Raw genomic sequence first — 25,155 nt, forward strand, 5'->3', positions numbered from 1 at the left:
CACCTTCCGGGGCGCCAGCCGCCCCGGCTTAACCAGCCAGGGGATGCTATGGAACCTTTCCTTTCCCTTCGACACGTCAGCAAAACCTTCCACGCCAACCGCGCGCTCAATGATATCAGCATCGACTTTATGCCCGGAGAAGTGCACTGCCTGGCCGGGCAGAACGGTTGCGGGAAGTCGACGTTGATCAAAATTATCTCTGGCGTCTATCGCCCGGATGAGGGCGCAGCGATGACGCTGGGCGGCAAGACGTGGCCAAAACTGACGCCAGCGGCCTCTGTCGCCCATGGGATCCAGGTGATTTATCAGGATCTGTCGCTGTTTCCCAATCTCAGCGTGTGGGAGAACATTGCTATAAACCACTATCATCGCGGCGTGCTGGTGAGGCGCAGCGAACTGCGACGCAGTGCGGAGCAGGCGATGCGCAGTATTAACGTCTCGCTGCCGCTGGATGCCGCCGTGGAATCGCTCTCCATCGCTCGCTGTCAGCTGGTGGCTATCTGCCGCGCGCTGGCGCAGGATGCCCGGCTTATCATTATGGATGAACCCACGGCCTCATTGACCCATCAGGAAGTGGAGGGACTATTGCATGTGGTGCGCCAGCTGCGTGAGAGGGGGATCTGCATCGTCTTCGTAAGCCACCGTCTGGAAGAGGTCATGGCCGTATCGGACCGCATCAGCGTGCTGAAGGATGGCAATCTGGTCGGCACCATGCCGGCGGCAGAGGTAACCACCCGCCGGCTCGGTTTTCTGATGACGGGCCAGGAGTTTGACTATCAGGTGCGCGATCTGTGGCAGGGGCAGGGCAGTACGCCGGTGCTGGAGGTGCGCAATCTCAGCCGCAAGGGGGAATATCATAACGTCTCCCTGAAGGTCGAAGCCGGAGAAGTGGTGTCGATAGTCGGCCTGTTGGGCGCCGGGCGAACAGAGCTGTGCCTGAGCCTTTTCGGCATGACCCGCCCTGACAGCGGCGAGATCCTGATAAATGGCCAGCCGGTGCGGTTGCGTAGCAATCAGGACGCTATCCGCCACGGTATCGGCTATGTCTCCGAGGACCGTATGTCGCGCGGCCTGGTGATGAGTCAGTCGATTGAAAACAACATTATCAGCACCGTGTTTCATAAAGTGAAAGGCGCTTGCGGACTATTGAGTGATAGTAAAGCTCAGCAGCTGGTCGCAAGAATGGTCAACGCGTTGACCATTAAGGCGCCGGATACGCATCTGCCGGTGAATACCCTCTCCGGTGGTAATGCCCAGCGCGTTTCTATCGCCAAATGGCTGGCGATCTCTCCTAAGCTGCTGATCCTCGATAGCCCAACCGTGGGGGTGGATATCGCAAACAAAGCCGGGATCTATCATATCATCAGCGATTTGGCTGCCCATGGTATCGCCGTGCTGATGATTTGCGACGAGATCGAAGAGGCGTGGTACCAGAGTCATCGCATCCTGGTGATGAAGCAGGGCGAGTTGACCCATAGCTTCCTGCCGGACAGCAGTACCCAGCAGCAGATAGCGGAGGTGGTCAATGGCTAATCTGTTGAAACGACATGAATTCTGGTTAGGCATGTTCATTATTGCGCTGTGCCTGCTGCTGGGCTGGCGCAGTGAGGAATTTTTCACTTTCGGCAATATTTACGACCTCGCTAATAACTATGCGATGCTGACCATTCTCGCCTGTGGTCTGTTCGTGGTGCTGATCGCCGGCGGGATTGATATCTCCTTCCCGGCTATGACCATTATCGCCCAGTACGGCATGGTGGTGATGCTGCAAAAAGTAGGCGGCAACTTCGCGGTGGCTTTTGTGCTTGCCGGCGGCATCGGCGTGCTGCTGGGGCTGGTGAACGCGCTGTTGGTTAATCGTCTGCGGGTGCCCTCGATCATTATCACCATTTCTACGCTCAACATTTTCTACGGTTTGCTGCTGTGGTTAAGCAAAGGTGTCTGGCTCTACGACTTCCCTCCGTGGTTTGAAAAGGGGGTTATGCTGTTCAAATATACCGATGCCGATGGTTACGATTACGGCCTGGGCCTGCCGCTGCTGACGATGATCGTCGTGGTGCTGTTGACCGCGTTTATCATGAATTTCACCACCGTTGGCCGCAAGATCTATGCCATGGGCGGCAACCGGGAATCCGCCAGCCGCGTCGGCTTCAGCGTGCTCCGCCTGCAGCTGTTCGTTTATGGCTATATGGGGCTAATGTCGGGGGCCGCAGGTGTCGTGCAGGCGTGGACAGTGATGACCGTTGCGCCGGATTCACTGCTGGGCTATGAGCTGACGGTGCTGGCGGCGGTGGTGCTGGGCGGCACCAGCCTGATTGGCGGGCGCGGAACTCTCACCGGTACGCTGCTGGGGGTGATTTTACTGGCGGTGATGCAGAACGGCCTGAACCTGCTAGGGGTCTCCTCCTACTGGCAGACCCTGATCACTGGGGCGATCATCGTCGTCAGCATCAGCGTAACGGCATGGAGCCAGCATCAGAACCGGAGCTTGTTATGAAAAAATCGTGGCGCAACAACGTTGAGTTTTACCTGATCGGCCTGCTGCTGCTGATGGTTATCGCCTTTAGCATCGCCATGCCAAACATCTTCTGGTCTGTCAGCAATTTCCAGTCGATTGCCTCGCAAATGCCGGAGCTGGGGATCCTGGCGCTGGCGATGGCCATGACTATGCTTTGCGGCGGCATTAATTTGTCAATTATCGCGACGGCTAACGCCTGCTCGCTGGTGATGGCCTGGGTGGCGACGAGCTATCCGCCTGGGGGCGCTACCGCGCTGGCGACGCTGCTGGCCGGCGGAGGGGCGGCGATGATCATTGGCCTGTGCAACGGGATATTGATCGCCGGGATCCGCGTTTCGCCGATCCTGGCTACCCTTGGCATGATGACCCTGCTCAAAGGGATAAATATTCTGATCACCGGCGGCAGCGCCATCGCTAACTATCCGCAGTGGGTGCTGTGGCTGAATCACGCCCAGTGGTTCGGTATTCCGCTGCCAATGTGGCTTTTTGCGGTGGTGGCGGCCGGGCTGTGGGTGCTGCTGGAGAAAAGCCCGCTGGGTCGGGCGATCATGTTGATCGGATCCAACGAACGGGCGACCCATTATTCCGGGATCAATACCCGGCGGGTGTTGATGTGGGTATATGTCATCTCGGCCCTGCTCTGCGCGGTGGCTGCGTTTCTGATGATGTCGAAGCTGAACTCAGCCAAAGCATCTTATGGGGAATCGTATTTGCTGGTGTCGATCCTCGCGGCGGTGCTTGGCGGCGTGAATCCGGATGGCGGTAGTGGGCGCATCGTTGGGATGGTGCTCGCGCTGTTCCTGCTGCAGATTATTGAGAGTGGGTTCAATATCCTCGGTATCAGCCCCTATTTGACGATGGCGCTGTGGGGCGTATTGCTGCTGTGCTTTATCCAGGCGCGAGGCATGTTGGGACTGGAGAGAGCCGGGTAAATGACCCGTCCTCGGGGGCGAAGACGGGATAGCCAGTTATTCGCTACGCAAATGCACCGCCAGGCCGCTTTGCCCCGGCGCCAGCTCCGGGCGCAGCGTCAGCGACGGGATCAGATAATCGCCATGATTCTGGCGGCGGAATGGAATGGGCTCGGTTTGCCACAGCGTGTCCAGCCGCTCGGCCAGGGCGGCGCACTGATCGGCGAACTGCCCGGCATCGGTTTTATCCGTGCGGTAGAACACCAGCGGCGGAAGCACCTCAAAGCCGGGGTAGAACAGCATACCGTGCTGAATGGGGAACAGGATGTCGTCGATGGGGCCATTGATCCCGCGCGGTGAATAGTGTTCCGCCCAGCCGCCGGCGGTGACGATCAGCATCGCCCGCTTGCCGACGAAAGTGCCTTCCCCGTAGCGATCCCCCCAGTGGCGGTCGCTGTGCTCGCCGACGCCATAGGCAAAGCCCCAGGCGTACACCCTGTCGATCCAGCCCTTCATGATGGCGGGCATCGAGAACCACCATAGCGGGAACTGGAAAATCACCGTATCGGCCCACAGCAGCTTTTCCTGCTCGGCTGCGATATCCGCACTTTGGGTGCCCTGGGCAAAGGCCTGTTTGGAATCGAGGGTCGGCCGCCAGAACTCGCCGACCGGCGGGGCGCCGCTGTCATCGGCGTCATACCCGGCCTTCCAGCGCATGGCGTAGAGATCGGAGACTTGCACTTCATGCCCGGCCTGCTGCAGATGGCGGATGGCGAAATTTTTCAGCGCGCCATTGAGCGAGCGCGGTTCCGGATGGGCGTAAATCAGCAGTACTTTCATAATATCACCTCTGGCGTATGGAGAGCTGCAGAGTAGGAAAGCTGACGCTATAGTAGAAATTAATTACTTAAATTCCCGGTATAGTCGTGATTAATTTACAGCGTCTGGATCTCAATCTGTTGCGCACCCTGGATGTGCTGCTTAGCGAAAACAACGTTACCCGGGCGGCGCAGCGGCTGAATCTGTCGCAGCCCTCGGTAAGTATTCAGCTCGCCAGGCTGCGGGAGATTTTCGCCGATCCGCTGCTGATGCCGGGCCCGCGCGGCATGCAGCCCACCGCCCGCGCCGATGAGCTTCGCCAGCCGCTGCGCGCCGCATTAGCCGCGCTGGAGCAGGCGGTGGCGCCGGTCAGCCCTTTTGATCCGGCCACGGCGGCGGAGACCTGGCGGGTGGCGGCGACGGACTATATGGCCTCGGCGATCCTCCTGCCGATGCTGGCTGGGTTACGCCAGGCCTCTCCCGGCAGTCGGCTGGCGGTATTCGAATTACAGCCGGCGCGGCTGGAGCAGCAGGCGGCCAGCGATACAGTAGATCTCTTCTTTCATACCCGCGAGGGCGCGCCGCCGGGGCTGCATCAGCGCCTGCTGTTTCGCGAACGCTACGTGCTGGCTGGACGGGCGGAACATCCAGCGCTGCGGCCTGGGCTTAGCCTGGAAACGTTCTGTCAGCTGGAGCATGTGATCGTCTCCCCGGACGGGGGCGGCTTCAGCGCGGCGACCGATATCGCGCTGGCTAACCTCGGACTGACGCGGCGGGTTGTCCTTTCCGTGCCACATTTCCTGTTTATGCTGGAGACCCTGCGCAATAGCGATCTGGTGGCGGTCCTGCCGGAGCGGCTGGTGCGCGGGCAGAGCGGGCTGGTGGTCGTCGAGCCGCCGCTGGCGGTCGCCGGCTTTGAGATGCTGATGCTGTGGCACGAGCGCTGGCACCGCGACCCGGCGCATCAATGGCTGCGTCAGTTCATTGTGAATTCACTGGAGGAACAGACATGCTGAGTGGACTGAATCACCTGACCCTGGCAGTCAGCCAGCTGGCGCCGAGCGTGGCGTTTTATCAGCAGCTGCTGGGCATGACGCTGCATGCCCGCTGGGACAGCGGGGCTTATCTCTCCTGCGGCGATTTGTGGCTGTGCCTGTCGCTGGATCCGCAGCGGCGCGTTACTCCGCCGGAAGAGAGCGACTACACCCATTATGCGTTTAGTATTAGCGAAGCCGATTTTGCTAGCTTCGCCGCCCGCCTTGAGGCTGCCGGCGTGGCGATCTGGAAGCTGAACCGTAGCGAAGGTGCCTCGCACTATTTCCTCGATCCCGATGGCCATAAGCTGGAGCTGCACGTCGGCAGTCTCGCCCAGCGTCTGGCCGCCTGCCGCGAACAGCCGTATAAGGGGATGGTGTTTTTTGATCAGTGAAGCTGCTTCGCAGACGCCAGATCACCCGTAGCCCCGGTAAGCGCAGCGCCACCGGGGAGAACAGGTTAAATTCACTCCATCGCCACCTTCACCGCTTCTCCCAGCTTCACCATCACCGCTTTATGTTTCTCGGTCGGCGGCAGGGCGCAGTTGATCCTGACGCAGTTGCGATACTTGCCCGCTGCCGAAAACAGCGAGCCCGGCGCGACCTGGATCTTCAGCCGGCACAGCTGCTTGGCGACGCAGACCATATCTACCTGCTCCGGGAGCTCAACCCACAGCATAAAACCGCCCTTCGGCCGGGTGACGCAGATCCCGCAGGGGAAAAATTCCCGCAGCCAGCAGGTGTAGATCTCGATATTGCGCTGATAGATCTGCCGCATCCGCCGCACGTGCCGGTGGTAGTGGCCTTCGCGAATAAAATTGCAGGCCGCCAGCTGAGTGGAGGGGACGTTGGTCCCGCTGGCGGCGTACTTCATCTGTAGCAGCTTGTCGTAGTAGCGCCCGGGGGCGATCCAGCCGATACGCAGCCCGGGGGCGATGGTTTTGGTAAAGGAGCTGCAGAGCATCACCCGGCCGTCGATATCCCAGGAGTGGATCGTGCGCGGGCGCGGGTATTCGGTGGCCAGCTCGCCGTAAATATCATCCTCGAAAATAACGATATCGTAGCGTTGGGCAAGGTTCAGCACCGCGCGCTTGCGGGCGTCCGGCATGATAAAGCCCAGCGGGTTATTGCAGTTTGGCACGAGGATCACCCCTTTGATCGGCCACTGATCCAGCGCCAGCTCCAGGGCCTCGATGCTGATCCCGGTTTCCGGATCGGTGGGGATCTCAATGGTCTTTAATCCCAGCCCGCGCAGCATCTGCATGGTGCCGTAGTAGCAGGGGGATTCCACGGCGATGATGTCCCCTGGCTGGCACACCGACAGCAGGGCCAGCGACAGCGCGCTGTGGCAGCCGCTGGTGAGCACCAGATCGTCGGCAGTTACCACCGATCCGCCGTCGAGCATCAGGCGGGCGATCTGCTCCCGTAGCTCGCGACGCCCGGCCAGCTCGTCATAGTTCAACACCTCAGTGAGGTTGTGCTGGATAGCCCGGCTCAGTTCACGCCAGATGGGCTTCAGGCTTGGCTGCGTCACGTCCGGCGAGCCGCCGCCGAAGGGGATGATCGATTTATCGTAGCGGGCGTCAAGCATGGTCAGCACCTGATCCCACTGGGTGATCTCCACCGGGCGCTGGACCGGACGCGACATCGGCGGCACCGGCGGCTGGGCTTTGCGCGGGGCGACGAAATAGCCCGATCGCGGCTGCGGCACAATCATCTGCTGCTGCTCAAGCAGCTGATAGGCCTGCTGGACGGTGCTGATGCTGACGCCGTGCTCCTGGCTCAGGCTGCGCACCGACGGCAGCTTTTCGCCATGGCGATACAGGCCCTGTTCGATGCGTTCGGCCAGCAGCGTAGCGAGATGTTGGTAGCGGGTCATACTGTATCCTTAATTGCCGCCATACAGATGGAATAACCAGTACAGATTGGCGTAAAAATTGGGCTCTGGTGTACGTTTTAGCTAATCTGTATGTTAAAGAAAAGCGTTTTGTGAATCTGTATTCCTTACCCCCAAATCCGTGAAGATAAAGCCTCTGGCAAGGTGAGGAGGTAGAGGATGGAATTTCACGAGAACAGGGCAAGACAGCCATTTATCGGTTTCGTACTGCTGGTGCGGTTTATCAAAAAATGGTGGCTTCAGGAGCAAACGCGCAGAGTTTTGCAGCAAATGAGCGACGAACAGCTGAAAGATATCGGCCTGCGTCGAGACCAGATCAATTAAAACGTGCGGTTTTTTACAGGCAAACCTTCTTCATTATCCCGGTGAGCGCAAAGTGCCGCCGGGATACATTCACGAAATTTATCAATTGATGCGGCACGAGCTTCCGTTTCTTGATACTTACCCTGATAAGTATTATTTTCTTCTCAATAATGAGAGGAAGACCCGTGACTGAAGACGAACTGTTTGCCCGCCGCCCGCTGGGGATGCGGATGGCTATGGTGGTGCGCCAGTGGCGCGCCATTATTGACTCCGCTATCACCGATACCGGACTCACCCAGTCCAGCTGGACGGTGCTGATGCAACTGCATCAGCTGGGAGACAACGTCTCGGTCAGCGAACTGGCGGAGGTGCAGGGCATTGAACTGCCGCCGCTAATGCGCACCCTCTCATTACTGGAAAAGCAGGGCTATCTGGTGCGTTCCACATCGCCATATGACAAACGCATTCGCCTGCTGACGCTGACCGCTGAGGGGCGGGCTATTCTGGAAAAACTGAGCTGCGTGATCGAGACCTATCAGGAGCGCGTAACCCAGACCATCCCGGAGGCCGATCTCGCCACCTTCAGCGCCACGTTAAATCAAATCGCCTGCCGTTTGCGGAATATCCGCGAAGAAGATAACAAGATCTAACACACTATGATGACGCCTGAACAAAAATTTGCCCGCTGGGTACGGGTGAGTATTGCCGCTTTTCTGGGAATATTCGCCTGGTTTATCGTTGCCGATATCTGGATCCCGCTGACGCCGGACTCCACCGTCATGCGCGTGGTGACCCCGGTTTCGTCGCGGGTCTCCGGCTATGTCTCGCACGTCTACGTGCACAACAACAGCCAGGTGAAAAAGGGCGACCTGCTGTATGAGCTCGACCCAACGCCATTCATTAATAAAGTTGAAGCGGCGCAGATCGCCCTCGAGCAGGCGAAACTGAGCAACCAGCAGCTGGACGCGCAAATCGCCGCCGCCCGCGCCAACCTGCGCACCGCGCAGTACACCGCGCGTAACGATAAGGTCACGCTCGATCGCTACCAGCGCTTGAGTACGATGCAGAACGTCTCGCAGTCCGACCTCGATAAGGTGCGAACCACCTGGCAGACCAGCGAGCAGTCGGTCTCGGCGCTGAACGCGCAGATCCAGAACCTGCTGATCCAGCGCGGCGAGCGCGACGATAAGCGCAACGTCACCCTGCAAAAATACCGCAATGCGCTGGAGGAGGCGCAGCTGAACCTGGCCTGGACCAAAGTGCGTGCGGAAACTGACGGCATGGTCAGCAACCTGCAGCTGAACCCGGGGATCTACGCCACCGCGGCGACGGCTGTGCTGGCATTGGTTAACAACAACACTGACATCGTCGCCGACTTCCGCGAAAAAAGCCTGCGCCACACCGCGGTGAATACCGATGCGGCGGTGGTCTTTGACGCCCTGCCGGGTCAAGTCTTCCCGGCGCACGTGACCAGCAGCGACGCCGGGATTCTGGCGGGACAGGAGGCGGTGAACGGCCAGCTGTCGCAGCCGGAGCAGTCCACCCGCTGGGTGCGCGACGCCCAGCGGATGCGCATTCACGTCGCGTTGGATCAGCCGCTGGACAAACCGCTGCCGACCGGCGCTCGCGCCACGGTGCAGCTGTACAATAGCGAGGGACCTTTCGCCCGCACCTTCGCCGGCCTGCAGATCCACCTGGTGAGCTGGTTGCACTATGTCTATTAATACCCTGGCGCATGTCTTTACCCCGCACGGCAATATCGTCTACACGGCGAATGATTTTCGCCAGACGGTGCGTATCGCCGTGGCCGGGACCATTGCGCTCAGCATCTCCACCTTCTACGACGTACAGTACGGCGTATTTTTCGTCGTTTATCCGCTGATGCTGATGTCGCTGGTACCGATGTTCAACCTGCACGTCGCCCGCCAGTTTATATTTAGCGCGGCGGTAAACTGTGTCGAAATGGTGCTAATTGTCGGCTATTTGTCGCAGTGGCCGGTGATCATGACCCTGGTGGTGTTTGCCCTGTACGTGATGCGTTTCCGCTTTATGAGCCAGGGACCGCTGTTCCNGTTGGGATCAATGGGGGTGGTGTGCCAGAGCACGATGCTCAACTTTATGAGCTATCCCACCAGCAACTGGCACACCCTGATGTTCTCCAATATGGAAGCCTGCGTGATGGCCGTGGCGCTGAGCGCGCTGCTGCATTACCTGATCCCGGACGTCGAACCGCGCAAGCCGCCGCCGCGGATTGAGAAAGACGCCGCCCGCATCCGTCATGAGTCGCTGCTCTCCGGTACGGTAGCGACGATCATCTTTGTGGTGTTTCAGATCTGCGATCTCAGCGACTCGCTGTCGGCGCTGATGGCCGGGATCCTGATCCTGTTCCCGATGCACTATCGTGGGGCGGTGATCAGCTCGATCTGGCGCGTCGTCGGGGTGGTGCTGGCCTGTCTCTATATACTGGTGGTGCAGCTGATTATCTATGATTTCAGCAACCACATGATCCTGATGATGCCGCTGATTGGTCTCGGGCTGGCCTTCAGCGCCCGCCTCCACGTGATGGAGAAAGTGGGCGCCGGGGTGGGCTTCGCCAGCATCACTACCATCGGCATTATGTTCGGCCAGAATTTGCATCCGTATCAGGATCTGGTGTTCAGCGATCTGTACCGCATCACCTCGGTGACGGTCTCGCTGGTGGTGACGCTGACCCTGGTTTTTCTCATGCACCGCCTGCTGAACTGTTTCGCGGCGACGCGTTTTGTGGTGAGCGATTAACCTGCAGGTGGGAAGGTGGCGAGACAGCGCCATGCTTCCCCGTTCTGCTGATACAGCGCCGCCGTCTGTTCCGGGACGATCCAGCCTCGCGCATCGGCTTCCGTCCCCTCCAGCAGGATGCACAGCCCGCAGCCGCTGCGCAGCTGGCGGGGTATATCTTTGACCTCGAAGGCCACTCCCGCCGCCTGCAGGGCTTTGCGCATCCGCACCACCCCCACCGTGGAGTGAAATAAAAACAGAAACGTTGTCATCCGCGCCTCCGCTGGCGCTGGCCGATCAGCGCCGCGCCGATCGCCCCGGCAAACTGGGCGTCGGGATGGGTTGTCACCGCCATGCCGACATGGCTTTCCAGCATCCGGGCAAAGGCGGCGCAGTGGCTGACGCCGCCGGTAAACAGCAGCGGCCCCTGCGCCGATAAGCGGCCAATAAAGTTCGCGCTGCGCCGGGCCATGGCGTTAATCACCCCCGCCAGAATCGCCTCCGGCGCGACACCGGCCGACCGCAGGCTAATGACCTCCGATTCGGCAAACACCGTGCACATACTGGTAATGGCGTGCGGTTCCACGCCGTCGGTAATGGCGTCCAGTTGTTCGACGCTGGCGCCGAGGGTGCGTGAAATGACTTCCAGAAAGCGGCCGGTGCCGGCGGCGCATTTGTCATTCATCAGGAAGTCGCTGAGGTTGCCCCTGGCGTCCAGCTGGATAACTTTGCTGTCCTGGCCGCCGATATCAATCACCGTGCGGGTGTCCGGCGCCAGCAGGCGGGCGCCGAGGCCGTGACAAGAGATCTCCGTCACCTGCTTATCGGCAAAATCCACCAGCTGGCGGCCATAGCCAGTGAGGGTTAAAAAAGGCGTCTCCGTGAGGCCAGCGCGCAGTGTCTCCCAGGCCTCGTGGATGGCGTCGGCGGGGCGAAAGGGGGTGGGGCAGAGGAAGCGGCGCACGATGACGCCGTCCGCCAACAGGATGCCTTTTGTGGCGGTGGAGCCGGAATCAATGCCAACCGTATAGTTCACGCCAGCTCCTTACAGCATTTCGATAAAGGCGGCGACGCGGGTGCTGAGCTGGCCGAGGTCCGCTGTCGAATAGTCGGTTTCAATCGCCATGTAAGGAAGATCGTGCCGTTGGCGCAGATGGCGTTTAATCGCCAGCGATTCCACGGCATAGGTATGGCAGGCCTGCAAAATGACGTCGATCACCCCGTCGGCCTGATACTCCTCCACCATCTGGCTCAGCAGCTGCAGACGCTGGTCGTTGGGGGAGATACAGGAGCAGCCGATGGCGAGATATTTATCGGTTAAGGCGTCGTAGACGTCACCCTCTTCCGCCACGCAGCGCTCGGTCGCTTTCGCGCCGGTGCAGTTCTCATAGCCGACCACCCAGCCGCCGTTTTCCTCGATGGCGCGGACCACTTTTTCCGCCGCGCCGCCGATCGGGCAGCCGGTGATCAGGATCCGCGGACGAGGTTCCAGCCGTTTACCCTGCTGCCACTCCTGATGGATGCGCTCCGCCATGGCATGCAGTTCATCAATCAGGGCGGTTTTGTCGAAACGAAAAGTGGCGCCGTACACCACTTTCAGGATGTCGCCGCCGCTGAGCGCCGGCGGATTGAGCTGCCCGAGACGATAAAAGTGGGCCAGCGCCCGGCGCTCGCGATTTTTCAACACGATGGCTTCGCGCAGCGCCGCCTCGCTAATCGGCGTGCCAAACCGGGCCTCCATCACCTGCTGCAGGCGCAGGATCTCCGTTTTCCACAGTGCGCGCGAGGCGGCATCGCTGGCGCTGTTCGGCAACTGCATGACGTGGACCGCCTTGAACTCGGCCATGTACTCATACATTTTCTTTTTGCCGTCGCAGGTGGTTTCCCCAACCACCAGGTCAGAGAAATAGAAGTAGGGACATTTATCGGTTTTGCCGAAGCCGTAGCTGCTTTTGATAAGCGGGCAGAGGTTGCGCGGGAGATCTTTTTCCGCTTCCTCGATGGTTTCATCGGAGGTTGAGCACAGCGAGACGACAACGGCGCCCGCCGCCATGGCGATCTCCTGGGGCATAAAGGTGCAGTAAGTGCCCACCAGCGGTACGTTCTGCTCTTTAAGATCCATGACGGTGAGAAAGCCCTTCTGGCGAGCTTCTGAGAACTGGTCAAAAATGGCGGGTAGATCGGTGATAAGCGACATGGTTTTCCTTCCCCGTACACGGGAGATGCTGAAAGAGTCGCCATTATAGCCATGGTGTATGCAGGGTTTTATTGATCTCCTGCGTCTGTACGCGGTGTTAATAGACCTTTTTCAAATCCATCTCTTCCTGGATACGCTCGCTCCATGCCTGATGGGTGCGGATGGCCTCTTCGATACCGGCGTTGTAAAACAGCGGCCCCAGCTCTTTGGCGATAAAGTCGACGAAAAATTCGGCGTCAAACTGCTCCAGTTCGAGGTCGAAGGTCTCTGCGCAGTACTTGCTGAGCCTGTCGCGCAGCAGGTCGCGCTGCGCCTGGCTGAGTTCAATGTCATTCATGATGGGGCTTTCTCCGTAAAAGGGCTCACGACTGCCGGGCTTCGATCACCGCTTGTCCGCGCTGGTGGCGTAACAGTCCGGCCAGGCAGCAGGCGGCGACAATCCCGGCGGCCACCGCCAACAGGTGGAAGGGGAGTCTGCCGCCATGGAACCACAGCCAGCGCGCGCCTTCAATTGATAACGCGCTGACGCTGAGGATCACGATATTCAGCGAGGCGGAGACCGTGCCTTTCGGCAGGTCGTTGGAAAAGAGGGTAAAGCGAAACAGCGTCGGGAAAATCAGCCCGATGCCGAAGGCGTAGAAGCAGGTGCCGAGCACCGACCACAGCCAGACGTGGGGCCATACCAGATTGCCAGCGATCAGGATGGCCAGGCCGAGCATCTGTACCGGCACCGCGCTGAGGACAAAGCGCGGGCGGGTAGGGTCTTTTACCCAGCGCGCCACCGACAGGTTGGCGATGATAACGGCGCTGAAGACCGGCACCTGGCTCCAGGCGAACTCGCTGGTGGTCAGTCCGCCGGCGTCCATTAAAATCACTGGCGATACCGCCACCCAGCTCATCAGCGGAATATAGCTCAGCGACAGCGTGGCGGCGCCGAGTAAAAAGATGCGGTTGCGAAAGACGTTGCGAAAATCGCGCAGCACGCCCAGGGGGCTGAACGGCACATCGCCGCGGCGCACCGTCTCCGGCATGGTCAACAGCAGGCCGAGCCAGGCCACCAATCCCATGGCGGCGATAATGCCGAACAGCGCTTTCCAGTGAATGAAATGCATCAGCGCCGCGCCGGAGAGCGGGCCGACGATCGGCGCCACCAGCACGACGGAGGTGATCACCGCCATCAGTCTGATCGATCTTTTTTCCTCAAAGGCCTCCTGTACGGTGACGTAGCCGACGGTGGCGATAAAGCAGATGCTGGTGCCCTGCACGAAGCGGGCAATCAGGAACTGCGTCATGGAGGTGGTGAACTGGGTCGCCAGGCATGCGAGGGTGAAAATCAGCGCGCCGGTGAGCAGCACCGGACGCCGTCCTATCCGGTCAGAGAGCGGCCCCAGCAGCCACTGTAGCGCCATGCCGCCGGCCATATACAGGCTCACCGAGGCCGGAGCCAGCGCCACATCAGCATTGAAATCCCGCACCACGTGCAGGATCCCCGGCTGGATCAGATCGGTAGTGAGATAAGCGGAAAAATCATACAGAATTAACGCCGCCGGGAAGAACAGCGCGGCGGCGTGTCGGCTCAGCCAGTGGGAAATCCTGTGCATCATTTCGCCCTCCCTGTGGAATATTTATCAGCGCTATTGTTCGGATAGTATCATTGCTAACCAATATGCAGATGCAGCAGCGAGGGGATCTGCGAGAGCAGCCACAACAACAGGCCGATGGTTCCCCCCACCAGGGTACCGTTGATGCGGATGAACTGCAGATCTTTACCGATATTGAGCTCGATCTGCCGCGACATATCGCGGGCGTCCCAGCTCTTCACTGTGTCGCTGATATGGCGGGTGAGGAAGGCGGCGAACTCCGGCGCCACCCGGTGCGCCGCCTGCTCCAGGTGTTCGTTAAGCGATTCGCGCAGCGCGTCGTCGCGGAGTAAGGTTTCACCGAACCACTGCCCCGCCTCGGCGATGCGCTGCTTAATACGTGAGTCGTCGCTGCTGATATCGTTTTTTACCCAGCCGCGCAGGTCGCCCCATACTTCGCCAAGATAGTGGTTAAAGGTCTCATCATTTTTTAGCCAGGCTTTGATGTTATCGGCCTTCTGCGCCATATCCGGGTCGGATTTCAGGTTATCGATAAGCTTTTGCACGGCGCGGTCAAAAGTCTGACGGATCTGATGCGTACGGTCGTGAGTCACCTCGTCCAGCAGGGTATTCACCGCGTCGGTGACCATCTCAGCGCTGTGCTCGCCGAGCCACTCGGTGGGTAGGAGTTTGGCCTTCAGCGGGTGTTCGGTCTCCAGCCAGTGTACGATGCCGCGGGCGATAAAGGCGCGGGAGCTGTCGCGCTGCAGCAGGGCGATCAGTTGGTTTATCAGCGAATCGAGCAGCTTTTGATGGCGATTGTCGCGGGTCAGTCCCTCCAGCATTATGGCGCTGGTCTGCGTCAGGTCGACCTTATCGATAGCCTTATGCACCGCGCGTCGCAGCAGACGTTGAATGCGCGCGTCATCGGTCAGTTCGAGAAAACCGCTCATCACCTGCAGCAGGTGCTGGCCGACCCGTCGGGCGTTCTCCGGCTGGCTGAACCAGTTGCCGAGCATCAGGGCTGGCTGATAGCGGCGGATCAGCGCGACCAGCGACGGGGTATCAAGGAACTTTTCCTCGACAAAGCGGCCGAGGTTGTCGGCGATGCGGTCTTTATTGCGCGGAATAATCGCCGTATGGCGGGCGACAAAGGGCAGCGGAATACGGCGAAACAGAGCCACGACCGCAAACCAGTCGGCCAGCGCCCCGACCATCGCCGCTTCGGAAATAGCTTTTAGCGCACCGACCCAAGGCGACGGTGGTAGCGCGAGGGTAGTGATAAAAATGGCGGCTGCAATCAGCAGCAGCGACAGCGCCAGCAGTTTGGCGCGTTTCAGTTCAGCGAGTTTTTCCATATGCTTAAGCATATAGCCTGACGGCGAGGTCGTGCAAAAATCGCCAGATAATCCCCAGGCCGAAGAGCATCAGGATCGCCCCCGCCGCCCGCTCGACTCGCCAGACGATGGCGCCCAGGCGGCGCTGTATCTGCGGCAGCGCAATCGCGCTCACCAGCAGTAAATCCCAGAAGAACACCACGCTGACCATCCACAGCCCGCTCACCGTTTGCTGAAGCAGGGTCACAGCCGGCCCGAGCAGGGAAGTCATCAGCGCCAGATAAAACAGGGCGTTTTTGGGGTTGAGCAGCGATGACCCCAGCCCCAGCAGCAGCTGCCTGCCGAACCCCGGACGCGCTGCGCGAACGCTCTCCATCGCCAGCGTCGCGGGACGGCTGCGTATCAGCAGGCTGCCAATCCACAATAAATAGCCCGCCCCCAGCAGCTCGATGAGCAAAAAAAGCAGCGGCGCCTGGCGCAGAAGCCCCCAGCCGACGATGGCGAGCACAATATACAGCGCATTGCCTGCGGCGATGCCGAGACACAATCCGATGCTGCCGCGGATCCGGTAGCGCACGGCGTAGCCGATCAGCAGAAAAAAATCAGGGCCCGGACTGAGCAGAGCGACAAAGTGGGACAGGGCTAGCGCCGGGAAGACGGCGGGAAAGAGCGTCGATAAGGTATGCATAGTGGCCTCGATAATGGTGCAGAGGCCACCCTACGCCAGGTGGCGTATTACTTATTGTCAGATATTGATCTGCTTTGCGCATACTGCCGCGGCGTGGCGGCGGTATAGCTGACAAAGGTTTTATGGAAATGGCTCTGATCGGCAAAGCCGGCCTGATAGCCGACGTCGGCGATAGGATCCCCGGCGCGTAAGCGCGTTTTCGCATATTCGATGCGCGCCATGTTGATCAAACTGGCAGGCGTCAGGCCGGTATCTTGTTTCACGGCGCGGATAACGGTCTCTTTACGAAGCGCGCTGTCGTGGGCCAGCTTATCCAGCGACGGCGACGCCGGCAGATCCATCGCCAGGCACTGAAACAGCAGGGCGCTGGCGTGATGCGGCGCCTGCGGCGCGGCGGCGCACAGCGGCAGCGCGTGCAGGAGTTGCGCCAGCCGGGCGGGCAGTTGTTCAAGGCGCCCGCGGCTCATCAGGGCGACAACCTGCTGGAAACTGGCAAAGAGAGGGCTGTCGCGCAGCAGCGGCTGCGGCGAGGTGATACTGGCGCCAGGGGGAATATCCGGGCGCTGCGCGTGGCACCATGTCGCGTCCAGGTAAAGCATGTGATAGCTGCGCGGCCTGCCATGCAGCGGATTACAGCTATGCGGCGCGTGCGGCGGGATCACGATCAGATCCCCGGGTTGCAGCAGGTACTCCTGGCCAGCGCACAGGCAGCGCGTTTCCCCCTCGATAATCGCCCCTACTGAAAGCTGGGGGTGGCTGTGGCGCTTATAGGCCTGGCGGCTGCGCCAGGTGCTGCGCAGCTCCAGCCACGGCAGACGATCGTCTCGCCAGAAGGTTTGGGGAATATCTCGGGTATGGTTCACTGCTTTGGCCTTTGCTGCGGGGATAAGCCGTTTATAGCATGCTGCGCCGAGGCTGTCGCCCGCCTGGATTTGCGTACCGCGTCGAAAAAGGATGTCACGCTTGCAGTCCGGGGAAATATGTTTTCGTAGCGGAATGTAAAATCCCGGTTTCCGGGGTGCCAGAGACATTCATGGGATGTAGAGTCCCTGCAGGATAAGCAGGCAGGGATGAGCCGATGGCAAAGGGCACCACCTCGACGCCGCATGATGCGGTGTTTAAACAGTTCCTCACTCAGGCCGACACCGCGCGCGATTTTCTGGCGATCCATCTACCGCCTGCGCTGCGTCAGCACTGCGACCTCGATACCTTACAGCTGGAGTCGGCAAGCTTTATCGAGGAGAGCCTGCGGGCCTGGTACTCCGATGTGCTGTGGTCACTCAAAACCGCGTCTGGCGAGGGCTACATTTATGTGGTTATCGAACATCAGAGCTCGCCGGATGCGCAGATGGCCTTCCGCCTGATGCGCTACGCCATCGCCGCGATGCAGCGCCATCTTGATGGCGGTCATACAAAACTGCCGCTGGTGGTGCCGATGCTGTTCTATCACGGAGCGACCACGCCATACCCGTGGTCACTCAACTGGCTGGACTGTTTTGCCGATCCACAGCTGGCGAGTGAGCTTTATATCTCGCCCTTTCCGCTGGTGGATGTCACGGTGATCCCCGACGATGAGATCGTTCGCCACCGGCGCGTGGCATTACTCGAGCTGATACAGAAGCATATTCGCCAGCGCGATTTAATGGGCATTGTTGAGCAACTGACGACGATTTTACTTAGCGGGGACGCTAATGACAGACAGCTAAAAACGCTGTTTAATTATCTGCTGCAGACTGGCAACGCGCGCCGCTTTGGCCGGTTTATCCACGAAGTGGCGCAACGGGTTCCTCAGCACAGGGAGAGATTGATGACTATTGCTGAAAGATTACAGGAAGTGGGCCGCAGAAAAGGCAAACGGGAAGGCCGGCTTGAAGGCAGACAAGAAGGACAGCATGCCGAGGCGCTGCGCATTGCCCAGAGGATGCTGGCTGACGGCATTGCCCGCGAGACGGTGGTGAAAATCACCGGCCTGACCGCCGACGAGATCGCCGCGCTGGCGCATTGATAACGCCGGGGCGGCCTGACGGTCGCCCCGGTTAGCCTCGTTATGGAATATTCCGGATATACCTAACTTTACCCGCATCGCCAGCCATCTCGACTACCCTTAATATCCTTAACGGCATTTTTGACTGCCTTAGTAGCGATAACAAGGAGACATGCGATATGGCCTATCAGACGGTGAATCCTGCGAACAATCAGCTTATTAAAACGTACCCGGCGCACAGCGATGCGGACGTGGAGGCGGCGCTGCAGCAGGCGGATGCGCTCTACCATTCTGCCTGGGCAAAAGGCGATATTGAACCGCGGCTGGCGGTACTGCATAAGCTGGCGGATCTGATCGATAGCCGGGCGGAGGAGCTGGCAAAAATCGCTAGCCAGGAGATGGGGAAACTCATTAAGCAGAGCCGCGGCGAAGTGAAACTTTGCGCGCAGATCGCCCGCTATTACGCCGATAACGCCAAATCGTTCCTGGCGCCGGTGAAGTATCCCTCCGAACTGGGTGAAGCCTGGGTTGAGCACCATCCCATTGGCGTCTTACTGGCGGTGGAGCCGTGGAACTTCCCCTATTACCAGCTGATGCGCGTCCTGGCGCCAAACCTGGCGGCCGGTAACCCGGTTATCGCCAAACACGCCAGCATTGTGCCGCACTGCGCGGAGACCTTTGCCCATCTGGTGCGTGAGGCCGGCGCTCCGGAGGGGGCGTGGACCAACCTGTTTATCTCCCAGGATCAGGTGGCGAAGATTATCGCTGACGATCGCGTGCAGGGCGCGGCGCTAACGGGGTCGGAGAAAGCCGGCAGCGTGGTGGCGGCGCAGGCGGCGAAGCATATTAAGAAATCAACGCTGGAACTGGGCGGCAATGATGTGTTTGTCGTGCTGGACGATGCCGACCTGGAGCGCGCGGTGAAAATCGGCGTCCAGGCGCGGCTGAACAACGCCGGCCAGGTGTGTACCGCTGCCAAGCGCTTTATCCTGCACGAAAATATCGCGGATGCGTTCCTGACAAAATTTAGCGAGGCGTTTCGCCAGGTGAAAATCGGCGATCCGCTGGATGAAAGCACCACGCTGGGGCCGCTCTCTTCCAAAGATGCGCTGGATACCCTAAGCAAACAGGTGGACGAGGCGGTGAAAAATGGCGCTAAGCTGCATCTGGGCGGCAAAGCGGTGGCTCGAGAAGGCAATTTCTTTGAACCCACCATTTTGACCGGTATCACCCGTGATAATCCGGCGTACTTCGAAGAGTTCTTTGGCCCGGTGGCGCAGATCTACGTGGTGAAAAACGATGAGGAGGCAATCCAGCTGGCCAATGATTCCCACTATGGTCTGGGCGGCGCGGTGTTCAGTCAGGATATCGAACGCGCCAAACGGATGGCCTCCGCCATTGAAACCGGAATGGTTTATATCAACTGGCTCACCGATACCGCGCCGGAGCTGCCGTTTGGCGGCGTGAAGCGTTCCGGTTACGGACGGGAGCTCTCCGATCTCGGCATCAAAGAGTTTGTGAACCAGAAGCTGGTGGTGGTGCGCCGCTAAGCCTATGACCCGGCCATAAAAAAACCTGCCATTCGGCAGGTTTTTTTATGGCTAATGCTCAGCGCACCTTAACTTTATCGCGGGGCGTTGATCATAATCAGAAGGTGACCCCGCCGCCCACATAGGCGCCATCAATCAGGGTGTGGTTCGGGCGACCCTCTTTACCGTCAACGCTTACATGGCGGTAACCCACTTTCAACGTCACTGGACCAATCGGAGACCAGCTCACGCCGCCGTTCGCTTCAACATAGTTTTTCACGCTGTTGTTCAGACCATCCGGCGCGACATACCCTTCGCCAAACACGTGGATGCTGTCGGTCAGGGCCACGTTCACCCCGCCGCCGACCGGAAACGCGACGCCGTTATCGCCTTTTTTCGGCCCGATGTAGATGGCTTTCGCGCCGGCGTTGAGCATCACCGGGCCCACTTCCAGGTTGTAACCCGCGCCCACGCCGCCGGTCTGGCTACCATCATCGGTATTCTTCAGCCAGTGGCTTTCGGCGTACAGGCCAGAAGAGGATTTACCCATTTCCATATTCAGATTAGTGAAGTTTTTACCCTGTTCAACGGTAAACCCCACCGCCATGGCGGAACCAGAGACCGCGGTCAGGGCTGCAAGAATAAGGATGTTAAGCTTTCTCATGGTTTACTCCTCGTCAATAAAGTTGTCTGAGGGCACCTTAACAAGCGATGTTTATCTCTGCAAATGTGACTTGCGTCGATTTTTTATGCTGGTTTTGTCAGGAAGGTATTTTGAAAATGTTGTAATGACGTTTGGTTACGGCGAGGTCAATCAGCAAATTTAGCCTGTTTAGCCGTGGTTTAATTGGTGGGCTAAACAGAAACTGAACAGAGCAGTCATTAATTATTAAGGGGCCTATTCATTCAGTTTCTTATAATTTCCAAAAATGTTTCTACTGTTACTTATTAAAACGTTGCTTTACATTTTTCGACGCGTTGCCGACGTTTGGTCCCTGTTTTTGACGAGGTCTCAGAGAGAAGGGGGCCTGCGCCTTAGGGCGCAGGCGGGCAGGTTAGCGTCGTAACCCGGCAAACGCCGCGCGAATTTCCTCTTCCGGCAACTGAATGCCGATAAACACCAGCGTGCTGTGCGGCGTTTCATCGCCCCACGGGCGATCCCAGTCGGCGCTGTAGAGGCGCTGCACGCCCTGGAACAGCAGGCGATTTGGCTCGCCGTCGATCCACAGCATGCCTTTATAACGCATCAATTGCTCGGCGAAGGAGAGCAGCAGATTTTCCATTACCCGTGAAACTTCACTGATATCCACCGGATAGTCGAGCTCGACCACAATCGACGAGACGTCATTCTGTTTTTCTGCCACAAAATGAAAGCGCGGTGTGGCGCTGACAACCTTCTCTTCCAGCATAAAACCGCTGGTGTTAAACAGCTGGCTTAAATCGATATCGCCGTGAATGACGGTATAAATCGGCGCCCGCGCGTTAATGCGCGCCAGCCGTTCACGCAGCTTTTCGGTGTCGCCGGCGACGTCGGTTTTGGTTAACAGAATCCGGTCCGCGTAGCCGACCTGCGACTGGGCGATGGTGAACTGATCCATCTGCTGGTCGGCATGGGCGGCATCCACCAGGGCGATCACGCCGTCCAGCAGATAGCGCTCGCAGAGCACCTGATGGGAGAAAAAGGTCTGGATAATCGGCCCCGGGTCGGCCATGCCGGTGCATTCAATCACCAGCCGGTCAAACTCGATTTCGCCGCGATCGCGACTGTCGAGGAGATCGAGCAGGGCGTCTTCCAGTTCGTTGGAGCGTGTACAGCAGATACAGCCGTTGGTCAGGGTTTTAATCTGCGTGGCGCGGTCGCCGATCAGCTGATCGTCAACGGAGACTTCGCCGAATTCGTTTTCAATTACGGCGATTTTGAAACCGTGCTGCTCATTGAGGATATGGCGCAGGAGGGTGGTTTTTCCTGCGCCGAGAAAACCGGTGAGTAGGGTGACTGCAATCGGTGCCATTATTGCCTCCATTAACAGCAGCGTACGCCGCCTTTGCCGTCGCCGCCGTAGCGGGCCTGCTGACGTTCGCGGAAGAATTCTTCATAAGTCATGTACGGCTGATCCGGATGGTTGGTTTGCATATGCGTGACGTAGTTGTCGTAATCCGGAATGCCAATCAGCATTTTTGCCGCCTGACCGAGATATTTTTTTGCCTGACCTAAGTTACCAAACATTATAAGTTCCAGATAACGAATAAAGCCGGATGGCGGCTAGCGCCATATCCGGCCTACGTTAATGCGCTTTTGGTAGGCCGGATACGCGTAGCGCTATCCGGCATCAGGGTTAATGATGTGACGAGGTCTTCACGCCGCCTTCCGGTACCGGCACGTACGGAGTCTCTTTGTCGGTACGCACCTTATTGTTGCGGACATTGAGCCAGGTTTTGATGCCGTAGAAGATGATGCTGTACACCACCACCAGGAACAGAATACTCAGGCCGGCGTTGGTGTAGTTGTTGACCACGATATGGTTCATGTTGGCGATCTGCTGCGCGGTCAGCTCGCTGCCGGCGGCAATCTTCTCTTTATACTGCTGAGCCATAAAGAAGAAGCCTTCCATCTGCGGGTTGCTGCTGAACAGCTTCAGGCCCAGCGCCCAGGTGGTGCACAGCAGCAGCCATGCCGCCGGGATAACGGTGACCCAGATATATTTGGTGCGCTGCATCTTGACCAGCACCACGGTGCCAAGCACCAGCGCCACGGCGGCCAGCATCTGGTTAGAGATACCGAACAGCGGCCACAGGCTCTTCACGCCGCCCAGCGGGTCGACCACGCCCTGATACAGCAGGTAGCCCCACAGCCCGACGCAGCCGGCGGTACCGATAATCCCGGCGACCAGCGAGTCGGTTTTTTTCAGGAACGGCACGAAGTTACCCAACAGATCCTGCAGCATAAAGCGGCCTGCGCGGGTACCCGCATCCAGCGCGGTGAGGATAAACAGCGCTTCAAACAGGATACCGAAGTGGTACCAGAAGCCCATATCCGCCATCGGGATGATTTTATGGAATACGTGGGCGATACCGACGGCCAGCGTCGGCGCGCCGCCAGCGCGGTTCAGTACCGAAGGTTCGCCGATATCTTTCGCCGTCTGCAGGATCTGCTCAGGTGAAATCACAAAGCCCCAGGAGCTGACGGTCGCCGCCGCGTGGACGGTGACTTCTTTCAACTGCGCTGCGATCATCGCCGCGTTTTCACCGCCCATTTCATGCAGGTTTGGCATAACGATGCCCAGGCCCGCCGGCGGGGTGTTCATCGCGAAGTAGAGACCCGGTTCGATAATCGAGGCCGCAACCAGCGCCATAACTGCAACAAAGGATTCCATCAGCATCGCGCCGTAGCCAATAAAGCGGGCATCGGTTTCGTTGGCCAGCAGCTTCGGCGTGGTGCCGGAGGCGATCAGCGCGTGGAAGCCGGAGACCGCGCCGCAGGCGATGGTGATAAACAGGAACGGGAACAGCGCGCCTTTCCACAGCGGGCCGGTACCATCAATGTACTGGGTCACCGCCGGCATTTTCAGGTCCGGGTTAAGGATAACGATCCCCAGTGCCAGGCCGACGATCACGCCGATTTTCAGGAAGGTGGCCAGATAATCGCGCGGCGCCAGAATCAGCCATACCGGCAGCAGGGCGGAAATAAACGCGTAGCCAATCAGGGTAAAGGTGATGGTGGTGTCTTTAAAGGTCAGCGCCGGGCCCCAGTACGGGTCGTGGGCAATCACGCCGCCGAACCAGATAGAGGCCACCAGCAGCACGATACCGATAACCGACACTTCACCGACGCGGCCTGGGCGCAGGAAGCGCATGTAGATCCCCATAAACAGGGCGATAGGCACCGTCGAGCAGACGGTAAACACGCCCCACGGGCTTTCCGCCAGCGCTTTCACCACGATGAGCGCCAGCACCGCGAGGATGATGATCATAATCAGGAAGCAGCCGAACAGGGCGATAGAGCCCGGAACCGGCCCCATCTCCTGTTTAATCATCTCGCCCAGCGAGGCGCCGTTACGCCGCGAGGAGATAAACAGCACCATGAAGTCCTGTACCGCGCCCGCCAGCACCACGCCGGCCAGCAGCCACAGGGTGCCCGGCAGATAGCCCATCTGCGCGGCCAGTACCGGGCCAACCAGCGGGCCGGCGCCGGCGATCGCGGCAAAGTGGTGGCCAAACAGCACGTAGCGGTTGGTTGGCACATAGTTCAGGCCATCGTTATTAATGACCGCCGGCGTGGAGCGCGTCGGGTCAAGCTTCATCACCTTCTGCGCGATGTACAGGCTGTAATAACGGTAGGCGACGAGGTACACAGAAACCGATGCGACGACGATCCACAGGGCGCTGACGTGCTCACCGCGGCGCAGGGCGACTACTGAGAGGCAAAATGCCCCGATGATTCCAAGAATCACCCAGGGTATGTGCTTGAATAGTTTTTTGGTATCCATAGTAAAACCTGGCGTTAATTAGATGAATAATTGGCCGAAGCCGTCTGGTTTTAAGTAAGGGTTGATGGAGGTATTGATTAGCTAGGCTGCCTCCGATCTTGCCAGAACAGCGCGCGCGTAAAGTTGGGTAAATCGGTGAGTGGTTGTATAGGGGGTTAAGCGGTTACTTGCGGGGGTAAGCGGTTAGATATGAGTACGAGAGCGCGTAAATGTGTGATTAAGCTCACAATATTATTCTGCGCATCTCAAAGATATGCTTTCAAACTGAGGATAACGGTTTTTATCACCCGCAGATCACTATCTTTATTTCAAGTAGAGGTATTTTGATATTATGCTGACTTTGCCATGTCGTATGGATAGCGTTTAACAAAGGGAATTCGAGTTATGAAATTTGTAAAGATAATGATCATCGCCAGTGCTTTTTACTTAACATATGCTCATGCAAGAGAGATACATCAGGCTGTTGATGAGCCGGCAGCCCCTTATAATTTGCGCTGGGGGATGAGTTACGATGAGGCCAGAAACACGCCTTTATATTCTCTGGAGGTATCAGATATCAATTATGCCGGAAAAGACCCGGATCTGATTATCTCAACGCTGACTCCCCAGGAAGTGGGGGCGTTGAAATATCAGGAGATGAAGCTTTATTTCGATAAGAATAAAGGGCTGAAAAGTGTTTTTGTTAGCGCTGATGTTGATTCCAGTCAGCAGGCCTATAAAGTTGATGATGGCCGGGAAGCACTCGCCTTATATAATGAGGAAGTTAAGGTTCTTGATCGAGAATATGGGCCAGCGACAATCAAAGAAGAGTTCATTGCAGAAAAAGGGAAATTCTATCAAAGTCTTTCCGCCTGCATTGCAAAACAGCAGGAGTGGTATAATAAAAGATTAGATCTGAATAAAATAACAAATTGTTCAACCTGGCAACGTACTTATAAAAAAGGTCGGGTAACCGTTTTGCTATANATCGAACCGAGACAAGTTTCCAAACATTATATTTATAAATAAATTAAAGGACTTAACGGTGAGAATATATAAGATTTTTTTTAGAATTATTGCCATGGTCATTATGGTTATGATCCTTTCTGATTGTCGTCAGTCGTATTATATTGCC

At 58.3% G+C, this 25,155-nt stretch carries 26 protein-coding genes; 12 read left to right on the forward strand and 14 right to left on the reverse strand.

The genetic code is table 11. From position 1 onward, the window contains the following. Positions 1–48 precede the first annotated feature (48 nt). Genes VZP09_RS23765 through VZP09_RS23775 form a run of 3 tightly spaced genes read left to right on the forward strand, consistent with a single transcriptional unit; the run spans position 49 to position 3,450 of the window. Positions 49–1,533: a sugar ABC transporter ATP-binding protein gene (locus tag VZP09_RS23765; protein WP_016946160.1), complete on the forward strand. Its 1,485-nt coding sequence runs from the start codon at positions 49–51 to the stop codon at positions 1,531–1,533. Continuing rightward, a complete protein-coding gene (locus tag VZP09_RS23770; protein ID WP_004146909.1) occupies positions 1,526–2,497 on the forward strand; it encodes an ABC transporter permease in 972 nt (323 codons plus the stop codon). Before VZP09_RS23765 ends, VZP09_RS23770 begins: the two co-directional genes overlap by 8 nt. Next, positions 2,494–3,450: an ABC transporter permease gene (locus VZP09_RS23775; protein ID WP_225372245.1), complete on the forward strand. Its 957-nt coding sequence runs from the start codon at positions 2,494–2,496 to the stop codon at positions 3,448–3,450. The genes VZP09_RS23770 and VZP09_RS23775 overlap by 4 nt, the downstream gene beginning before the upstream one ends. A gap of 36 nt (positions 3,451–3,486) precedes the next feature. Here the strand turns inward: VZP09_RS23775 and VZP09_RS23780 are convergent, their stop codons facing one another. Next, positions 3,487–4,269, reverse strand: coding sequence for an NAD(P)H-dependent oxidoreductase (locus VZP09_RS23780; protein WP_064277474.1), 783 nt, complete (start codon positions 4,267–4,269; stop codon positions 3,487–3,489). An 86-nt stretch (positions 4,270–4,355) separates the two neighbouring features. On the opposite strand from VZP09_RS23780, the gene VZP09_RS23785 reads away from it, so the two are divergent. Together VZP09_RS23785 and fosA are read left to right on the forward strand one after the other, a co-directional pair. After that, complete coding sequence (locus VZP09_RS23785; protein ID WP_020316585.1) at positions 4,356–5,264, forward strand: LysR family transcriptional regulator; 909 nt, start codon at positions 4,356–4,358, stop codon at positions 5,262–5,264. Next, positions 5,258–5,677: a FosA5 family fosfomycin resistance glutathione transferase gene (gene fosA / locus VZP09_RS23790; RefSeq protein WP_004146118.1), complete on the forward strand. Its 420-nt coding sequence runs from the start codon at positions 5,258–5,260 to the stop codon at positions 5,675–5,677. The genes VZP09_RS23785 and fosA overlap by 7 nt, the downstream gene beginning before the upstream one ends. Positions 5,678–5,748: 71 nt before the next feature. Here the strand turns inward: fosA and VZP09_RS23795 are convergent, their stop codons facing one another. Then, on the reverse strand, positions 5,749–7,161 hold the full coding sequence (locus VZP09_RS23795) for an aminotransferase-like domain-containing protein (protein ID WP_002887384.1): 1,413 nt from the start codon (positions 7,159–7,161) through the stop codon (positions 5,749–5,751). A gap of 177 nt (positions 7,162–7,338) precedes the next feature. Here VZP09_RS23795 and VZP09_RS23800 point away from each other — a divergent pair, with 177 nt between their 5' ends. The 4 genes from VZP09_RS23800 to VZP09_RS23815 all read left to right on the forward strand — a co-directional run bounded on the left by VZP09_RS23800 (position 7,339) and on the right by VZP09_RS23815 (position 10,260). Continuing rightward, positions 7,339–7,503: a DUF1127 domain-containing protein gene (locus VZP09_RS23800; RefSeq protein WP_002887388.1), complete on the forward strand. Its 165-nt coding sequence runs from the start codon at positions 7,339–7,341 to the stop codon at positions 7,501–7,503. A gap of 164 nt (positions 7,504–7,667) precedes the next feature. Further along, positions 7,668–8,132 carry a MarR family winged helix-turn-helix transcriptional regulator gene (locus tag VZP09_RS23805; RefSeq protein WP_004177547.1) on the forward strand — a complete coding sequence of 155 codons (465 nt, stop codon included), beginning with the start codon at positions 7,668–7,670 and terminating at the stop codon, positions 8,130–8,132. 6 nt (positions 8,133–8,138) lie between these two features. Further along, complete coding sequence (locus VZP09_RS23810; RefSeq protein ID WP_002887394.1) at positions 8,139–9,206, forward strand: HlyD family secretion protein; 1,068 nt, start codon at positions 8,139–8,141, stop codon at positions 9,204–9,206. Next, a complete protein-coding gene (locus tag VZP09_RS23815; RefSeq protein WP_328795439.1) occupies positions 9,196–10,260 on the forward strand; it encodes a DUF2955 domain-containing protein in 1,065 nt (354 codons plus the stop codon). The genes VZP09_RS23810 and VZP09_RS23815 overlap by 11 nt, the downstream gene beginning before the upstream one ends. On the opposite strand, the gene VZP09_RS23820 is transcribed toward VZP09_RS23815, so the two are convergent. From VZP09_RS23820 to VZP09_RS23855, 8 genes are all read right to left on the reverse strand, one after another. After that, a complete protein-coding gene (locus tag VZP09_RS23820; protein ID WP_004177546.1) occupies positions 10,257–10,511 on the reverse strand; it encodes a DUF3343 domain-containing protein in 255 nt (84 codons plus the stop codon). The two genes, VZP09_RS23815 and VZP09_RS23820, sit on opposite strands and share 4 nt — an antisense overlap. Further along, positions 10,508–11,275 carry a putative 2-hydroxyacyl-CoA dehydratase activator YjiL gene (gene yjiL / locus VZP09_RS23825; protein ID WP_023313907.1) on the reverse strand — a complete coding sequence of 256 codons (768 nt, stop codon included), beginning with the start codon at positions 11,273–11,275 and terminating at the stop codon, positions 10,508–10,510. Before yjiL ends, VZP09_RS23820 begins: the two co-directional genes overlap by 4 nt. A 9-nt stretch (positions 11,276–11,284) precedes the next feature. After that, complete coding sequence (locus tag VZP09_RS23830; protein WP_021313608.1) at positions 11,285–12,436, reverse strand: double-cubane-cluster-containing anaerobic reductase; 1,152 nt, start codon at positions 12,434–12,436, stop codon at positions 11,285–11,287. A 97-nt stretch (positions 12,437–12,533) separates the two neighbouring features. Then, positions 12,534–12,773, reverse strand: a complete 240-nt coding sequence (locus tag VZP09_RS23835) for a DUF2164 domain-containing protein (protein ID WP_002887416.1) — start codon at positions 12,771–12,773, stop codon at positions 12,534–12,536. Positions 12,774–12,798: 25 nt separating this feature from the next. After that, positions 12,799–14,040 carry a multidrug efflux MFS transporter MdtM gene (gene mdtM, locus VZP09_RS23840; protein ID WP_021313607.1) on the reverse strand — a complete coding sequence of 414 codons (1,242 nt, stop codon included), beginning with the start codon at positions 14,038–14,040 and terminating at the stop codon, positions 12,799–12,801. Positions 14,041–14,093: 53 nt separating this feature from the next. Continuing rightward, positions 14,094–15,386: a DUF445 domain-containing protein gene (locus VZP09_RS23845; RefSeq protein WP_019724788.1), complete on the reverse strand. Its 1,293-nt coding sequence runs from the start codon at positions 15,384–15,386 to the stop codon at positions 14,094–14,096. Next, on the reverse strand, positions 15,379–16,041 hold the full coding sequence (locus tag VZP09_RS23850) for a LysE family translocator (protein ID WP_020805198.1): 663 nt from the start codon (positions 16,039–16,041) through the stop codon (positions 15,379–15,381). The genes VZP09_RS23845 and VZP09_RS23850 overlap by 8 nt, the downstream gene beginning before the upstream one ends. A 47-nt stretch (positions 16,042–16,088) precedes the next feature. After that, on the reverse strand, positions 16,089–16,904 hold the full coding sequence (locus VZP09_RS23855) for an AraC family transcriptional regulator (RefSeq protein WP_021313606.1): 816 nt from the start codon (positions 16,902–16,904) through the stop codon (positions 16,089–16,091). A gap of 215 nt (positions 16,905–17,119) precedes the next feature. On the opposite strand from VZP09_RS23855, the gene VZP09_RS23860 reads away from it, so the two are divergent. Then, positions 17,120–18,046, forward strand: coding sequence for an Rpn family recombination-promoting nuclease/putative transposase (locus VZP09_RS23860; protein WP_218788438.1), 927 nt, complete (start codon positions 17,120–17,122; stop codon positions 18,044–18,046). A gap of 158 nt (positions 18,047–18,204) precedes the next feature. Then, on the forward strand, positions 18,205–19,575 hold the full coding sequence (locus tag VZP09_RS23865; RefSeq protein WP_004146105.1) for an NAD-dependent succinate-semialdehyde dehydrogenase: 1,371 nt from the start codon (positions 18,205–18,207) through the stop codon (positions 19,573–19,575). Positions 19,576–19,672: 97 nt separating this feature from the next. On the opposite strand, the gene VZP09_RS23870 is transcribed toward VZP09_RS23865, so the two are convergent. The 4 genes from VZP09_RS23870 to VZP09_RS23885 all read right to left on the reverse strand — a co-directional run bounded on the left by VZP09_RS23870 (position 19,673) and on the right by VZP09_RS23885 (position 24,041). Beyond that, positions 19,673–20,218 carry a YfaZ family outer membrane protein gene (locus tag VZP09_RS23870; protein WP_023285791.1) on the reverse strand — a complete coding sequence of 182 codons (546 nt, stop codon included), beginning with the start codon at positions 20,216–20,218 and terminating at the stop codon, positions 19,673–19,675. Positions 20,219–20,609: 391 nt separating this feature from the next. After that, entirely contained in the window at positions 20,610–21,566 is a 957-nt protein-coding gene (gene yjiA / locus VZP09_RS23875) for a GTPase (protein ID WP_004222432.1), read from the reverse strand. Between the two features lie 11 nt (positions 21,567–21,577). Next, on the reverse strand, positions 21,578–21,781 hold the full coding sequence (locus tag VZP09_RS23880; RefSeq protein ID WP_002887451.1) for a YbdD/YjiX family protein: 204 nt from the start codon (positions 21,779–21,781) through the stop codon (positions 21,578–21,580). Between the two features lie 109 nt (positions 21,782–21,890). Continuing rightward, positions 21,891–24,041 carry a carbon starvation CstA family protein gene (locus VZP09_RS23885; RefSeq protein ID WP_064277472.1) on the reverse strand — a complete coding sequence of 717 codons (2,151 nt, stop codon included), beginning with the start codon at positions 24,039–24,041 and terminating at the stop codon, positions 21,891–21,893. Positions 24,042–24,425: 384 nt separating this feature from the next. Here VZP09_RS23885 and VZP09_RS23890 point away from each other — a divergent pair, with 384 nt between their 5' ends. Further along, on the forward strand, positions 24,426–25,049 hold the full coding sequence (locus tag VZP09_RS23890) for a hypothetical protein (RefSeq protein WP_328795440.1): 624 nt from the start codon (positions 24,426–24,428) through the stop codon (positions 25,047–25,049). The last annotated feature ends 106 nt before the right edge of the window (positions 25,050–25,155 follow it).

Source organism: Klebsiella sp. EMBS2024 (assembly GCF_036233805.1).
In the GTDB taxonomy this organism is placed as follows: Bacteria; Pseudomonadota; Gammaproteobacteria; order Enterobacterales; family Enterobacteriaceae; genus Klebsiella; species Klebsiella pneumoniae.

Excerpts from the sequence above, each read along its gene's own strand:
- fosA (WP_004146118.1), top strand. The coding sequence starts at position 5,258 with ATGCTGAGTGGACTGAATCACCTGACCCTGGCAGTCAGCCAGCTGGCG.
- VZP09_RS23810 (WP_002887394.1), top strand. The coding sequence starts at position 8,139 with ATGATGACGCCTGAACAAAAATTTGCCCGCTGGGTACGGGTGAGTATT.
- VZP09_RS23885 (WP_064277472.1), bottom strand. The coding sequence starts at position 24,041 with ATGGATACCAAAAAACTATTCAAGCACATACCCTGGGTGATTCTTGGA.
- VZP09_RS23775 (WP_225372245.1), top strand. The coding sequence starts at position 2,494 with ATGAAAAAATCGTGGCGCAACAACGTTGAGTTTTACCTGATCGGCCTG.
- VZP09_RS23850 (WP_020805198.1), bottom strand. The coding sequence starts at position 16,041 with ATGCATACCTTATCGACGCTCTTTCCCGCCGTCTTCCCGGCGCTAGCC.
- VZP09_RS23870 (WP_023285791.1), bottom strand. The coding sequence starts at position 20,218 with ATGAGAAAGCTTAACATCCTTATTCTTGCAGCCCTGACCGCGGTCTCT.
- VZP09_RS23835 (WP_002887416.1), bottom strand. The coding sequence starts at position 12,773 with ATGAATGACATTGAACTCAGCCAGGCGCAGCGCGACCTGCTGCGCGAC.
- VZP09_RS23830 (WP_021313608.1), bottom strand. The coding sequence starts at position 12,436 with ATGTCGCTTATCACCGATCTACCCGCCATTTTTGACCAGTTCTCAGAA.
- yjiA (WP_004222432.1), bottom strand. The coding sequence starts at position 21,566 with ATGGCACCGATTGCAGTCACCCTACTCACCGGTTTTCTCGGCGCAGGA.
- VZP09_RS23780 (WP_064277474.1), bottom strand. The coding sequence starts at position 4,269 with ATGAAAGTACTGCTGATTTACGCCCATCCGGAACCGCGCTCGCTCAAT.
- VZP09_RS23770 (WP_004146909.1), top strand. The coding sequence starts at position 1,526 with ATGGCTAATCTGTTGAAACGACATGAATTCTGGTTAGGCATGTTCATT.
- VZP09_RS23845 (WP_019724788.1), bottom strand. The coding sequence starts at position 15,386 with ATGCTTAAGCATATGGAAAAACTCGCTGAACTGAAACGCGCCAAACTG.
- VZP09_RS23860 (WP_218788438.1), top strand. The coding sequence starts at position 17,120 with ATGGCAAAGGGCACCACCTCGACGCCGCATGATGCGGTGTTTAAACAG.
- VZP09_RS23865 (WP_004146105.1), top strand. The coding sequence starts at position 18,205 with ATGGCCTATCAGACGGTGAATCCTGCGAACAATCAGCTTATTAAAACG.
- VZP09_RS23800 (WP_002887388.1), top strand. The coding sequence starts at position 7,339 with ATGGAATTTCACGAGAACAGGGCAAGACAGCCATTTATCGGTTTCGTA.
- mdtM (WP_021313607.1), bottom strand. The coding sequence starts at position 14,040 with ATGATGCACAGGATTTCCCACTGGCTGAGCCGACACGCCGCCGCGCTG.
- VZP09_RS23880 (WP_002887451.1), bottom strand. The coding sequence starts at position 21,781 with ATGTTTGGTAACTTAGGTCAGGCAAAAAAATATCTCGGTCAGGCGGCA.
- VZP09_RS23795 (WP_002887384.1), bottom strand. The coding sequence starts at position 7,161 with ATGACCCGCTACCAACATCTCGCTACGCTGCTGGCCGAACGCATCGAA.
- VZP09_RS23765 (WP_016946160.1), top strand. The coding sequence starts at position 49 with ATGGAACCTTTCCTTTCCCTTCGACACGTCAGCAAAACCTTCCACGCC.
- VZP09_RS23820 (WP_004177546.1), bottom strand. The coding sequence starts at position 10,511 with ATGACAACGTTTCTGTTTTTATTTCACTCCACGGTGGGGGTGGTGCGG.